The organism is Acinetobacter wuhouensis (genome assembly GCF_001696605.3).
Taxonomy (GTDB): Bacteria; Pseudomonadota; Gammaproteobacteria; order Pseudomonadales; family Moraxellaceae; genus Acinetobacter; species Acinetobacter wuhouensis.
The window spans coordinates 2,723,617-2,737,717 of the sequence record NZ_CP031716.1 but is presented as its reverse complement, the minus strand read 5'-3'; the positions used below and the strand labels follow the sequence as shown (position 1 = coordinate 2,737,717).

Genomic DNA, 14,101 nt, shown 5'->3' with positions numbered 1-14,101 from the left:
TCATTCAAACAGAAATCATAGAAGGTTATAAATAGCCTAAGCAAATTTCATATTCATAAATTGCTCAAATAAAGCTTTAATTAAAAATGATTTAACTTATTTGTTTAATGAATTGCTAAAATATTGTGAATATGAAATTGGAGCGATGACATGCAACTACAACCACTGCCTAAAAAGATCTTGCAGTGTGGGCGATTATCATTAGATTTATCGCAACCGCATGTCATGGGAATTCTCAATGTCACCCCTGATTCATTTAGTGATGGCGGAAAGCATAACCAGAAAGATCAAGCGGTAGCGCATGCCTTACAAATGGTAGCTGATGGTGCAACAGTGATTGATATTGGTGGTGAGTCTACACGTCCAGGCGCATCACCCGTTGAGCTTGAAGAAGAAATCCGCCGTGTTGTTCCTGTGGTTGAAGCGCTGTCAAAGCATGATGTTGTGATCTCGATTGATACTTCTGAACCTGAAGTGATTCGAGCTGCCGTACAAGCGGGTGCACATATCTGGAATGATGTACGTGCCTTGACCCGTCCAAATGCATTGCAAACAGCAGCTGAATTGGATATTCCAATTATTATCATGCACATGCGTGGTGAGCCAACGACCATGAATAATCTTGATCAATATCAGGATGTGACATTGGATGTGATGGCAGAGTTACAACAACGTGTCGATGTTGCATTGTCCGCAGGTGTCCGTGCTGAAAATATCATGATTGACCCAGGTTTTGGTTTTGCAAAAAATGCACAGCAGAATTTAAAACTCTTAAATGAATTTTATAAACTCAATGAAATGGGTTATCCGATTCTTTCTGCTTTATCACGTAAGCGTTTTATCGGTGAAGCTTTGAATGGTGCAGATGCGCAACATCGTGCAGTAGGCAGTGTAACGGCACATTTACTCAGTATTCAGCAGGGGGCGAGTATGGTGCGTGCGCATGATGTAAAAGCCATGTCGGATGCGATTAAAGTGTGGCAAGCGATGAATCTGGCAAGCTAATTGTTATTCTGAATTTAAATTTCTACTTATTCACGAATCAAGCATGTCTATAGGCATGCTTTTTTTTAATTTACTAAATGTAATGGTATTACATAACATATACAAAATCATGTCAACCAAACTGGTTTTGCATATTGTGAAAAAATAGCAATGTAATAATATAACAATTAGCTTATATCGATATAACTATAAAAACTGACAATAATTTGAGGGATGAGTGATGAAATCCAAACAAAGTTTACTTGCACTATCATTATTTGCTGTAATGATTGCAGGATGTAGTAAAAAATCAGAAGAAGCTGCGAGTGATGCCGCTGTTTCTGCTGAATATTCAACTGAACAGGTTGCTGTAGATGCGAGTACTGACATGGAAGCTGCTGCTACAGCTGATGTTGCAGCAACTAGTCCTGTAGTGGGTTCTGCTGAAAATATGGAAAATTATCAAAAGGTTGAAACCAATTCTGTTAAAAGTGTTGCGCAACAACCCATTTCTACATTCAGTGCGGATGTGGATACAGGTAGTTATACCAATGTGCGTCGCTTCCTTGTGCAAGATCGAAGTTTACCTCCTGTTGATGCGGTGCGTGTTGAGGAAATGATCAATTATTTTGATTATCAATATCCTCAGGCTACAGGTGTGCATCCTTTTGCTGTGAGTAGTGAAACAGTAGACTCTCCTTGGCAGCCTAATGCTAAAGTGATCAAAATTGGTATTAAAGCCAAAGACATTGACCAACAAAATTTACCTGCTGCAAATCTAGTCTTCTTGGTCGATGTATCAGGCAGTATGAATGAGCCGAACAAATTGCCATTGGTGAAAAAGACTTTAAAAATCCTAACCAAACAGCTACGTCCACAAGATAAGGTCACGTTAATTACTTATTCAGATGGTGATAAAGTGGTTTTACCACCAACCAGCGGCGACCAAAAAAATAAGATTCTCAAGGCAATTGATCAGCTTGTTGCAGGCGGTGGTACAGCCGGTGAGCAAGCGATCCAAATGGCATATAAGTCAGCTCAACAGGGCTTTGTTAAAGGTGGGATTAACCGCATTTTAATTACCACTGATGGTGATTTTAATGTCGGTATAACTGACTTTGATACCCTGAAAAATATGATCGCAGAAAAACGTAAAACTGGTGTTTCATTTTCAACCTTAGGTTTTGGCTCAGGTAATTATGATGAGCAGTTGATGGAGCAACTTGCCGATGCGGGCAATGGAAATTACAGTTACATTGATAATGAAAATGAAGCAAAAAAAGTCTTACAGCGTCAAATGTCATCCACTTTGGCAACCGTTGCGCAAGATTTAAAATTACAGGTGGAATTTAATCCTGCAACGGTGAAAGAGTACCGTTTAATTGGCTATGAAAATCGCATGTTAAAAGAGGAGGATTTTAATAACGATAAAGTCGATGCGGGAGATGTGGGTGCAGGGCATACCGTGACTGCGTTGTATGAAATTATTCCAGTAGGGCAAAAGGGTTGGTTGGCAGATTCACGCTATACGAAAAATGATGCGAGTTCGGGTAAAAAATCTGAATATGCCTATTTAAATATCCGTTATAAATTGCCGAATCAGAGCAAAAGTATTTTACTGACACAACCGATTTCTGCTTCAAGTAAACCTTTGAGTCAAGCCAATGCAGACACACGTTTTGCTATTGCTGTTGCTGCTTATGGTCAACAGTTAAAAGGTGGTCAATACAATGCTTCGATGGGTTGGAATGACATTCTAAACTTGGCGCAAAGTGCTAAACAGGATGATGCTTATGGTTTAAAAGCTGAATTTATTGATTTGGTAAAAAGAGCCAAAAGTTTAAGTTCGAGTGTGACGAAGACTGCACAGATCAATAAAGCTTCTTAAATTCTAAAAGTTCTTAAATTTAAAAGGCTATAAAAAACTGAATCATTGATCTTCCTTATTCATGACACAGGCGTTTTGCAATAAAGCGCCTTTTTTGCTCAAAAAATTACAAATTATTCATTATAAATACTGTTTTAATTGACAATATAGCATTCTAAATTCGTCATTATTTATTTTATGATGTTAATAATCAGAAATTTAAGAATAAGGAAATACAATGAACTTTCATTTGAAGACCCAATTTACGATATTAAGTTTGGCTATAGTGAGTTTGGCTGGTTGTACTCAGATGCAACATCAACAATCGGCTACAGTTGTTGAAGTTGCACCAGTCGCACCGATGCCTGTGTCAGCAGCACCGCTGTCTGATGCTAAAGCTTTAGCAAAGCAAGCGGCTTATGCAGCACATAATCGAAAATTAGTTCAGAGTTCTGCTACTTCTGGTTCTCGTGTCAGTATAAGACAGCCTGAAATGATTGTTCGAGAAAAACCACAACCTGTACAGAACACCGAAAAATATCAAGAAAATGAGATCAATCCTGTAAAAAGTGTGACTCAAGAAGCGGTGTCAACTTTTAGTATTGATGTGGATACAGGAAGTTATTCTAATGTTAGACGTTTTTTAAATAGCAATGGTCAATTACCACCTGTGGATGCAGTACGTATAGAGGAATTGATCAATTACTTTAATTATGATTATCCATTGCCGACAGGGCAGCATCCATTTTCAGTCACCACTGAAACTGTAGATTCACCTTGGAAAAATAATGCAAAAGTAATCAAAATCGGTATTAAAGCTAAAGATATTGACCCTAAAAATCTTCCTTCTGCAAATTTAGTATTCTTGGTCGATGTTTCAGGCAGTATGGATCATGAAAATAAACTGCCTTTGGTGAAAACCACACTGAGAACATTGACCGAACAGCTACGTCCACAAGATAAAGTTACGATTATTACCTATGCAAGTGGTGAGAAATTGGTACTTGAACCAACATCAGGTAAAGACAAAGATAAAATTCTTAGAGCCATTAATCAATTAAAAGCAGATGGTGCAACTTCTGGAGAACGTGCGATTCGTATGGCGTATGAAGAAGCTGAAAAATCCATGATCAAGGGCGGGATTAATCGTATTTTAATCGCGACAGATGGTGATTTTAATGTCGGTATTACCGATTTCAACACCTTAAAAGGCATGGTGGCGGAAAAGCGTAAAACGGGTATTTCATTTACAACTTTAGGCTTTGGAACGGACAATTATAATGAACAGTTGATGGAACAATTGGCAGATGCAGGGGACGGCAACTATAGTTATATTGATAATGAAAAAGAAGCCAAGAAAGTCTTACAACGTCAATTGTCATCGACACTTGCAACAGTCGCACAAGATGTAAAAATTCAAGTTGAATTTAATCCGCATACAGTCAAAGAATATCGCTTAATTGGTTATGAAAATCGTCTATTAAACCAAGAAGATTTTAATAATGATCAAGTGGATGCAGGTGATATAGGTGCAGGGCATACTGTGACGGCACTATACGAAATCATTCCTACAGGTCAGGCTGGATGGTTAAATGAATCACGCTATCAAGCAGCTGCAAAATCTACAGATGCCAATAAGAATGGTGAATATGCATTTTTAAAGCTACGTTATAAACAACCGAATGAAAAAACCAGTATTTTGCTCAATCAACCGATCAAAGTACAAAGTAAAGCCTTGCCACAAGCCAGTACAGACACCCAATTTGCAATAGCGGTTGCAAGTTATGGGCAAAAGTTGCAGGGTGGAAAATATAGTGCAAATCAGACATGGAATGATATTCAAAAACTAGCGAAACAGTCAGATCAACCAGATCCTTTTCAAATACGCTCTGAATTTATTGATTTAATTGGGATTGCAAAAAGTTTAAGCGCAAATGCGAAAGAGTGATTTGTAAATTCGATCATGAAAAGCGGCATATCAATTTGGTGAATTGTATCGTTTGTGTTATATAAGCAGGTCAATTGCTGTCAGATTTTTTTGGTCGCTATGTTTAATGATTTACTCCTCCCAATGTTCGATGATGAATATTATCCAGATATTCTGGTTGCTGAAGTCAAGCAACTGATCGAACAATTTGCTAAGAAATTAGCGAAAACCAGTTTTAGTGATGCTGAGGTGTATGCTTTAGCAAACTCAACTGTGCTTGATATTAATGAAATGAAGCCACAGTTTGAAGACCTTGATTCTTCACTGGATGATACTGCTGCGGATTATATTGCAGAAGCGATGATGATGGTGGTGCAAGATCAAGGCTATCTTGATATTGAAATGGAAGAACTTGTTGCAAATAGAGAGTGGTAAGTCACTCTCTATTTTTCTTTTGAGTATCAGAAAAAATAAAAAGAACGAAATCCATCATTCGCACTGAATGGCATTTACGTCCAATTTTAACTTTGGAAATTTTTGATCATAGATGTCTAAAATTCTTTGTTTATCGTCACCAAAAATTTGCTGTTGTAGTTGACTGATTTGAGATTCAGTTAAATGTTGTTGTGCGCAATGCATGGCAATACTATTGTCTTTGGCAATTTCTAATTTCTGTGTTTCTGGAATATTGTTAATACGTTGAAGTTGTTGTTGAGCTTTGCTCAGTTGCACCATGCTTCGTTTTTGTTGCATGTTGAGAAGTTGATGCTGATTAATCCATTTTGCTACATCCATTCGCACACCGTTGTAGTCTACAAAGATTGGACTGATCGTCTGGCAAGCAGTTAGTAGCGTTAATGATAAAATGAGAACTAAACTTTTGATTTTCATAGAGGGCTCAAAGAAAAATTTCTTCTATTTTGCCTCAATAATTTTATAAATATGTATTAATTTTAAACATTTAATTATCAATTGTTTAAAGCGTGATCATTAGCGCTTTTCGGTGCTTGACGCATGCCAGATAAATCTAGATAATGCCCACACAGTTTAAGGCTATGTAGCTCAGTTGGTTAGAGCACCGCACTCATAATGCGGGGGTCACAGGTTCAAGTCCCGTCATAGCCACCATTTTTATAGACCATGCTCACCGCATGGTCTCTTTTTTTGTATTTTTGAAAATAAATAAAATTTAAGCAAATTTAATAACTTAATTATTTTATTGAAAATATAGAACGAAGTGATGCAAAAGTAAAACTAAGCTTTTTCAGCCAAATAATTTTCAATAAAGCGCTGGGTTTGTGTATCTAAATAGAAAGGTGCAATTAGAGATTTGATGATGTCATCAAGTAACTGATGTTGATCTAAAGCGCCTAGGCAATGTGGCACAAAGCGATCTGCTTCTGCGAATAAATCATTTTCATCTAAACCGACTGAGTGAAGTAATTCTTGTAAGCTGTATGCACTAAAATATTCGTAAAAGGCTTCAACGATATTTAAAATCACTTGTTGCATGAATTCAGTTTGGCGAAGCTCTTTCCAAGATTCATAAACAAGAATAAAGAATTCTTCAAAATCAATGGATTGTACTTGTGAGAAAGTCTCTTTTAATGTGCGTTGTTTAATCTCTGACCAAATATGTGTTGCTATATCTGCCAAATCTTCATTGGGTAAAAGAATGATCTGACTTAGTTGTTTACGAATCGCATGAGCCAGTTGGTGTTCTAGCTTTAACTCTATATTTTGTTGCTGGTCTTGGATAAAGCTGATGACTTTTGAGCTGAGCTTATTCTGTTTAACTGTGTATTGACGTAACTGATTGAGCCAAGGTGTATTGCTTTCCAAAATTTGATTGGCAAGTTGTAAGCTGACCTGTTGGATTTGAGGATTATGTTGTAAATTTTCCTGAATATAATTTTTGAGTTGTTCTAATTCTAAAATTTTAAATAGCCATAATTCAAATGCTTCATCAGACAAAAGATCATTGAAAATCGTATGGCTATGAATCGCTTCACGGTGAATTTTTTGTGCCGCAACGCCAATAAACTCAAGAATGTCTGCACCTAAATTTAATTCAAATGCATATTTTTGAACAACAGATTGTAGTTGTTCGAGTTGGATGACATCTTTTAAAAGGATTTTATCGGCATTTTGATAACTTTGAGAAATAAAATTGCGAATATATTGAGGATTATTTTGATCTAAAAGTTGTTGTTTAATAAAGCGAACTTGCTCAAGCAACAAGGCTTGAGCAAATTCCTGAGCAAAGCTCGAAGGTGGAAGTGAATTATTCACATTCACGAGGCTTATACACCTGCTTTCCAACCGTTCACAATTGGGTAACGGCGTTCACGGCTGAATGCACGTGAGCTGATGCGTGGACCAATTGCACCTTGACGACGTTTATATTCATTACGATCAACCAGACGAATGATTTTTTCAACAACGTCTTTTTCAAAACCTTTGGCAATGATGTCATCTTGGCTTTGATCTTCTTCAATATAAGCATAAAGAATTGCATCAAGTACGTCATAAGCAGGTAACGAGTCTTGGTCTTTTTGATCTGGACGAAGTTCTGCTGATGGTGGGCGCGTAATCACACGTTCTGGAATCACTGGTGCGTCTGCAATGCTGTTACGGTATTTTGCTAGTTCAAATACGATGGTTTTATACACGTCTTTCAGCACAGCATAACCACCGACCATGTCACCGTAGAGTGTGCAATAGCCGACAGCAAGTTCAGATTTATTTCCTGTCGAAAGGACTAAGTTACCAAATTTATTCGACAAGCCCATGAGTAAAGTACCACGTGCACGTGCTTGAAGATTTTCCTCAGTCGCATCCGCAGGTGAGTTACCAAAGAATGGGAACAGTGTTTGCATGAAACTGTTCACGATAGGATGAATTTCAGCAATACCGAAAGTTACACCCATACGTTTAGCTTGTTCTGTGGCATCTTCAACACTGATTTGTGATGTATAAGTATAAGGCATCATTACAGCTTGAACTTTATCTGCACCAATTGCATCAACTGCAATCGCCAGTGTCAAAGCAGAGTCAATACCACCTGAAAGACCTAAAATCACGCCAGGGAAACCTGAACGTTGAACATAGTCACGCGTTCCAAGAACCAAGCTTTGGTAAATTTCAGCCATCGTATCTAATGCAGGAGCAGCTTCTACAACTTCATAAGCTTTATTTTCAAGTTGATAATTGGCAATCAGTAGCTCTTCTTTAAAACTTGATGCTTGAGATGCTACATCGCCAGAATTGTTAATGACAAAGCTTGTACCATCAAAGATCAAATCATCTTGACCACCAACTTGGTTCACGTAAACCAAGTTGATATTCATTTGTTTTGCCAACTCTTTAAGTGTCGTTACGCGATGTTGAGGTTTGCCTACTTCATACGGTGAAGCATTCAATACAAGAATAGTCTCAACATTCAATTGAGCAACTTGTTGAACGGTATTGAGTGACCAAATATCTTCACAAATCAAGACGCCAAATTTATGACCAAGGTATTCAAATACAAGGTGTTGATGACCTTCATTAAAATAACGCTTTTCATCAAATACGCTGTAGTTTGGTAAGTTTTGTTTATTATAAATACCCAAAACTTGCCCGTCTTTCATTACAGCCGCTGCGTTATAGCGTTGACCATCTTCAGTATGATTGGCAAAACCGAAAACAAGAACAATATCTTTAACTTCTGCTAATTTTTCAAAAGCTTGGGCTGTACGTTTTGTTAAGCTTGGACGTAATAATAAATCTTCGGCAGGGTAACCAATAGTAGATAGTTCTGGAAAAACAATAATTTCAGCATTCTGTTTTTTTGCTTCATTGGCTTGTTCAATCATCTTTTGAACATTTGACTCAATATCACCAATGAATGGAGAGAATTGCGAGAGAGCAATTTTAAAACTTTTCATTTAAATCAAATCCTATTCCAATAGGTTAATTTATATATATTCTGTTGATTTTTAAAATATAGTTATTCAACAAAGCATATATAGTTACAACGTCATATTGCCAAATGGCGAATCTATAAAATCATCAAATAATGATCAAAAATCTCTATGTTCTTGCAAGGCAAAAATTTTAGACAATGCGTATTTTAACTAAAAAAACGTTAGAAGCTAGTGATTCATTCGGTTTATTCAGTATTGCGTCAAAATACACTTGAATTTAGTCGATTTTTTTAATAGAAACCAGTGATTTTTCAATATTTTTTGTATTTGTATCATAATAGAAAAACTTTAGGATATTTCTGTGAGTTTAGTCACTTTATAAGTATTTTTCATAGTTGAATAAGCTAGTTTGATGAGTTTTTATTCAAAATGATGTTTTCGATTCGATTTAAATAAATGTCTTTGGCAATATCGCCTTGTTGTTCAATATTATAATCAAAATAAGCTTTGCCTTTGATAAAGGTATAACGGTAGGGATTGTACTTGCCAAAAGTAAGATACATAGTGGATTGTAAAATTGCACCTTTGAGCAATACATTTTCATGCCGTTGATGCTGATAAACATGCGCCATCTCATGGATAAAGACTGCTTGATAACCCAGACTCAGGCATGAAAAATCTTCACAATAGTCAGCATCTTTTAAATGAATATAGCCATTGGGTGCCATCAAAATACCCACAGGTTGCCAAGGCAAATAGGGATGATTCATGACTTTAACCTTTTGATAATCAATTAGATCACCAAAAACAGTTTTACTGATCAGAATTTCACCCTCAGTGAGACTTCGATATTTAAATTGATCGAGTCGAAGCAATTTGGCTAAAAGTCTGGTGAATATCGGCATCATTGAAAATTTCTAATGAGTATATGTGATCAATATTAACATTGATCAATATGCTATATGTATTTTTAGCTTTTCATTCGCTTAGCTTTTCATTCGCGATGTCATTTGTATTTTCACAATGTCATGATGAAATAATGGCACTATTCACGATTTAGATGCATCAAACGATCTGCTGATTAAATAAGAATTTAAGCAATATTAAGGGAATTAAGAAAACCTTGGATTAAGCTTAAAACCAATTCAGGTTGTTCTTTATGTGGCATATGATGCGCCCCCAAAATAATTTCTTGCTGACTTTTCCCTTGAGTATGATCAATAAATCGTTGAGGCTGTGCTAAAGAGCCGTATTCATCCAGCTCACCATGAATAACCAATAAAGGGCTATGCACCTGATGGAGGAATGAGTCTAAAGACCAGTCTTTAAATTCAGGTGATAACCATGTTTCAGTCCATGCATCTAATACCCATTGGGCTTTTTCTCCGTGATATTTCTTTAAGCGATCCAGTTGTCCTGCTTGCTGAAACATTGCTTTGGCTTCGCGGATTCCAAAAAGGGTAAGCTCTTCCACCATTGCTTGTGCAGACATGGTTATTAAGGCTTTACAACGGTTTTGATAATGTGCCGCACAACAGCTTGACATACCTCCGCCAACACTATGTCCCATCACAATAAAATCTTGAATATTGAAATGTTCGAGTACTTTTGCAAAATGAGTTGTTGCTTCAGTCGAAACAAAATCGACTTTTAATGTTTCAGGATTTGCAGAAGATTGACCAAAGCCAAGTCGATCATAAGCAATCACTTTTCGCCCAGTCATTTGTGCAAGTTGCTCAGGAAAATCACGCCATAACTGCACTGAACCGAGCGAGTCATGTAATAAAATAATCGGTATTTGATGCTGAAGCTGCTCAGGTGTCCATGATTTTACATAGAGTTGTAAATGAGCGGTGAGATCAATCCATGATTCAGCAGTTTGCATATTCATTCCAACAGGTATTGTTATAGTTCAATGTACCTACCATAACGATTTTTTAAACAACTATTCAAGTAATGTCAGTTTAAATCCACTGTCCTCATGGGTCATGATTTATTTTGAAATATTCAATAGATGAATAACGAAGAGCGATTTGTCAGACAATTTTAACGAATAGTCATGTATTGCTAATCAATTGACCTAAATTGCTAACGGTATTTTGAAAGGAATCCTTTATTTTTTGTGCATAAAACATGGTTTTTGCTGAATTTGTGAAATTGTTCCGCTTAAGCAATCAAACTCATGATCCATGAATGAATCCAGAGCGTACTCTCTATGTTATTAGCAAAGCCAGTCAAAAAAGTATTTACCAAAATATTTCCACAAGCAATGCCTGATCTTACAGGTCGTTTAGCCAATATTCCGATTCGTCATTTCAACTTCAAATTTGAATCGAAAGACATCGATGCGAAGTTCTTTATGCAAAAGGAATGGGGTACGGCTTATTTTGCTGCACTGTCTATTTTCTTAACTTATGGTGAAGAGTTGGTGATCGAGACGGCACGTTATCACCGTGATTTCATCAAAGATCCTATACTCAAACAGCGTTTAACCAGTTTGATTGGGCAAGAAGCAATTCATTCAAAAATTCATGAAGAATATAACGATGCGATGATCCCTCGTAATTTTCCTGTGCAATTTTACCGTTTCCTTGCAGAACAAGTGTTTAATCATACTTTCTTGAAGTTTCCACAACCCTTAAAACTTTCAATGATGGCAGGAATTGAGCATTTCACTGCGGTATTTGCACAGTATGCGATGAACCATGAAGACATTTTTAATCATTCTTTAGATGAAAAGACACGTGCGCTGTGGATGTGGCATATGTTGGAAGAATCTGAGCATAAAGATATTGCTTATGATACTTATCAGGTGCTTTCAGGTGATTATCCGCTACGTATCGCAGGTTTCTTTATTGCTTTAGCAACTTTGGGGCTTGGGGTAGGCGCTGGTGCTTTATTCCTCCCATTTTTACGCCGTCCAAAGAATGCCTTAAGCCTTGATTTTTGGAAAGAAGCCAAAGGCAGTTGGGACTTATTATTTGGTTTAAAAGAGGGCGTATTTGGCAGTAGCTTAGGTCATATTTTTGATTATTTACGGACAGATTTTCATCCAAATGATCATGATACCAATGCGCTTTTAGAACATTACAAAAAAGAGTTACTCGATCCTGTGACAGGGACTTTAACCCCATTCTTTGTTAAAGAATTTACCCCTGCTTTACGTGTGTAATGTGCATAGATCGATGGCTAGAAAGTGGCTGAATTGACTTTGCGATTGAGCCACTTTTAAAACATTAGATTTGTCCAATAAAAAATGCTGTGAGATACGTTTCTATGTGCTTTTAGGGGCAAAATTAAAATGTCATTTCAGCCAATTTTGTTGTGAAAATGAAAATCAAATATTGTCTTTATAGGACATTTTCTATCAGTTGAAACCATTCTCAAATATTTTGTCTAACAAAGCAGTGATGTTGTCATAATTTGCTAATCAAAAGAAGAAATGTGCCAATGGTAATTGATAAAGCATGGCGTAATTTTCATGCATAATCTGGAGTTTTTACTCTAAAAAATAAATCTTTTAGCTTCAACAGAAATTGGATTTCCATTTTCATGAATAAAGGGTATTTGCAATGATCTTAGCTAAACCAATCAAAAAAGCATTTTCAAAAGTTTTTTCAGCGGCACCTTTTAGTCTGGAAAATCAAACACCAATTATTCCTATTCGTCATATGAAGTTTGATTTTGAACCTGAAAAATTGGATCACAGATTTTATATGGATGCGGAATTAGCCAGTGCATATTTTGCATCTTTATCTATTTTTCTGACACTCGGCGAAGACTTGGTGATTGATACAGCACGTTATCATCGTGATTTTATTAAAGATCCATTGTTAAAACAGCGTGTGACCTCTTTGATTGGGCAAGAAGCAATTCATTCTAAAATGCATGAAGAATTAAATGATGCGTATATGGAACGTGATTTGCCAGTGAAATTATTTCGCTTTTTAGCAGGTTATGTTTTTGAGTATGGTTTTAACCGTTTACCACAACCAATGAAATTATCCTTAATGGCAGGTATTGAGCATTTTACTGCGGTTCTGGCTGAATACATGATGAATCATGAGTCGGTCTTCTTCCGCTCTACAGATGAAAAACAACGTGCGATTTGGATGTGGCATATGTTAGAAGAGTCTGAGCATAAAGATATTGCTTTCGACGTTTTCCAAACTTTATCAAATAATTATGCATTGCGTATTGCAGGATTTTTCCCTGCATTGATCACGATTCTTGTGTTGATCTCGGCTGCATCGACGATTGTACCGTTCTATCGTGATCCTAAAAACCTGATCCGTTGGAGTTATTGGAAAGAGATTCCACATAGTTTCCGTTTGATTTTCGGTTTAAAAGATGGTGTTTATGGTAGTTCTTTAAAGCATATATTTGATTATTTGCGTCCAGACTTTCATCCAAATGACCACGATACCAGTGAGTTTTTGGCATATTACAAAGAAACTTTGTTGAATCCTGAAAATGGTGTTCTGACGCCATATTTGACCAAAGAATTTATTCCAGCACTACGTTCTTAAAACGTCCTTACAATAATAAATGGATTGAAATACATGGGAATTTTTTCTAAAAAATTAAAACCGAGCCAACATGCTTATGCTGTGGTGACGGGCGCTGGCAGTGGGATCGGTCGTAGCTTTGCGATGGAACTGGCAAAGCGTGGTGGTACGATTGTTTGTGCGGATATTAATCTTGCAGCAGCTGAAGAAACAGTGAATTTAATTCAATCTCAAACCACAGGCAAAGCATTTGCTGTGCAATGTGACGTGACGGATAAAACACAGGTCAAAGCGTTGTCAGAGCAAGCTGAAAAGTTAATGAACCATTCAGTGACTTTAGTGATTAATAATGCGGGCGTAGGGCTCGGTGGTAAGTTTGACGAAGTATCACTCGAAGATTGGCAATGGTGTGTCAACATCAATCTTTGGGGAGTGATTTATGGTTGCCATTATTTTGTACCGAAGTTTAAACAACAAGGTTATGGTGCAATCATTAATGTTGCATCGGCAGCTGGCTTTACGGCAGCGCCTGAAATGACTGCATACAACGTCACAAAGTCTAGCGTCTTGGCTTTATCTGAAACACTTTCAGCAGAGTTACGCAAAGATAAAATTAGTGTCAATGTACTTTGTCCAACACTTGTTCCAACCAATATCATGAAAAATGGTCGCTTGCCAAAACAGTATGCAGGATTGGCTGATGATTTATTGATGAATTATGCTTTCACAACCAGTGAAAAAGTCGTGATTAAAACATTGAATAATTTAGATGCTGGCAAACTTTATACCGTACCTCAACCTGATGCGAAATTATTCTGGTTAATGAAGCGCGCTTCACCTGCCTTATACGCAAAAATGTTGGGTATCGGTTATCCATTATTTAATAAATATGTAAAATAATTGTAGA

12 protein-coding genes and 1 tRNA gene are annotated in these 14,101 nt (G+C 36.8%); 8 read left to right on the top strand and 5 right to left on the bottom strand.

Going from position 1 to position 14,101, the window contains the following annotated elements:
- Positions 1 to 150: 150 nt before the first annotated feature.
- The 4 genes from folP to BEN71_RS13730 all read left to right on the top strand — a co-directional run bounded on the left by folP (position 151) and on the right by BEN71_RS13730 (position 5,213).
- Complete coding sequence (gene folP, locus BEN71_RS13745) at positions 151 to 1,005, top strand: dihydropteroate synthase (protein ID WP_068973499.1); 855 nt, start codon at positions 151 to 153, stop codon at positions 1,003 to 1,005.
- Between the two features lie 367 nt (positions 1,006 to 1,372).
- The gene (locus tag BEN71_RS13740; RefSeq protein ID WP_406565280.1) at positions 1,373 to 2,872 is read left to right on the top strand and encodes a vWA domain-containing protein; all 1,500 of its coding nucleotides are present in this window, start codon (positions 1,373 to 1,375) and stop codon (positions 2,870 to 2,872) included.
- A gap of 217 nt (positions 2,873 to 3,089) precedes the next feature.
- Positions 3,090 to 4,799 (top strand): vWA domain-containing protein, encoded by a 1,710-nt coding sequence (locus tag BEN71_RS13735; protein WP_406565251.1) that lies wholly within the window; start codon positions 3,090 to 3,092, stop codon positions 4,797 to 4,799.
- Between the two features lie 99 nt (positions 4,800 to 4,898).
- Complete coding sequence (locus tag BEN71_RS13730; protein ID WP_068973501.1) at positions 4,899 to 5,213, top strand: DUF5713 family protein; 315 nt, start codon at positions 4,899 to 4,901, stop codon at positions 5,211 to 5,213.
- Between the two features lie 54 nt (positions 5,214 to 5,267).
- On the opposite strand, the gene BEN71_RS13725 is transcribed toward BEN71_RS13730, so the two are convergent.
- A complete protein-coding gene (locus tag BEN71_RS13725; protein WP_068973502.1) occupies positions 5,268 to 5,669 on the bottom strand; it encodes a hypothetical protein in 402 nt (133 codons plus the stop codon).
- 160 nt (positions 5,670 to 5,829) lie between these two features.
- Here BEN71_RS13725 and BEN71_RS13720 point away from each other — a divergent pair.
- Positions 5,830 to 5,906: transfer RNA gene (locus tag BEN71_RS13720), tRNA-Met, on the top strand.
- Between the two features lie 126 nt (positions 5,907 to 6,032).
- Here the strand turns inward: BEN71_RS13720 and BEN71_RS13715 are convergent.
- The 4 genes from BEN71_RS13715 to BEN71_RS13700 form a co-directional block, all read right to left on the bottom strand.
- Positions 6,033 to 7,076 carry a hypothetical protein gene (locus BEN71_RS13715; RefSeq protein ID WP_068973503.1) on the bottom strand — a complete coding sequence of 348 codons (1,044 nt, stop codon included), beginning with the start codon at positions 7,074 to 7,076 and terminating at the stop codon, positions 6,033 to 6,035.
- Between the two features lie 5 nt (positions 7,077 to 7,081).
- Complete coding sequence (locus BEN71_RS13710) at positions 7,082 to 8,707, bottom strand: NAD+ synthase (RefSeq protein WP_068973504.1); 1,626 nt, start codon at positions 8,705 to 8,707, stop codon at positions 7,082 to 7,084.
- A 383-nt stretch (positions 8,708 to 9,090) separates the two neighbouring features.
- Complete coding sequence (locus BEN71_RS13705; protein WP_068973505.1) at positions 9,091 to 9,594, bottom strand: hypothetical protein; 504 nt, start codon at positions 9,592 to 9,594, stop codon at positions 9,091 to 9,093.
- 185 nt (positions 9,595 to 9,779) lie between these two features.
- Positions 9,780 to 10,571 carry an alpha/beta fold hydrolase gene (locus BEN71_RS13700; protein WP_406565250.1) on the bottom strand — a complete coding sequence of 264 codons (792 nt, stop codon included), beginning with the start codon at positions 10,569 to 10,571 and terminating at the stop codon, positions 9,780 to 9,782.
- A 330-nt stretch (positions 10,572 to 10,901) separates the two neighbouring features.
- Between BEN71_RS13700 and BEN71_RS13695 the strand changes: the two genes are divergently transcribed.
- The 3 genes from BEN71_RS13695 to BEN71_RS13685 all read left to right on the top strand — a co-directional run bounded on the left by BEN71_RS13695 (position 10,902) and on the right by BEN71_RS13685 (position 14,094).
- Positions 10,902 to 11,858: a metal-dependent hydrolase gene (locus tag BEN71_RS13695; protein ID WP_068973507.1), complete on the top strand. Its 957-nt coding sequence runs from the start codon at positions 10,902 to 10,904 to the stop codon at positions 11,856 to 11,858.
- Positions 11,859 to 12,258: 400 nt separating this feature from the next.
- The gene (locus BEN71_RS13690; RefSeq protein WP_068973508.1) at positions 12,259 to 13,215 is read left to right on the top strand and encodes a metal-dependent hydrolase; all 957 of its coding nucleotides are present in this window, start codon (positions 12,259 to 12,261) and stop codon (positions 13,213 to 13,215) included.
- Between the two features lie 33 nt (positions 13,216 to 13,248).
- Positions 13,249 to 14,094 carry an SDR family NAD(P)-dependent oxidoreductase gene (locus BEN71_RS13685; protein WP_068973509.1) on the top strand — a complete coding sequence of 282 codons (846 nt, stop codon included), beginning with the start codon at positions 13,249 to 13,251 and terminating at the stop codon, positions 14,092 to 14,094.
- Positions 14,095 to 14,101 lie beyond the last annotated feature (7 nt).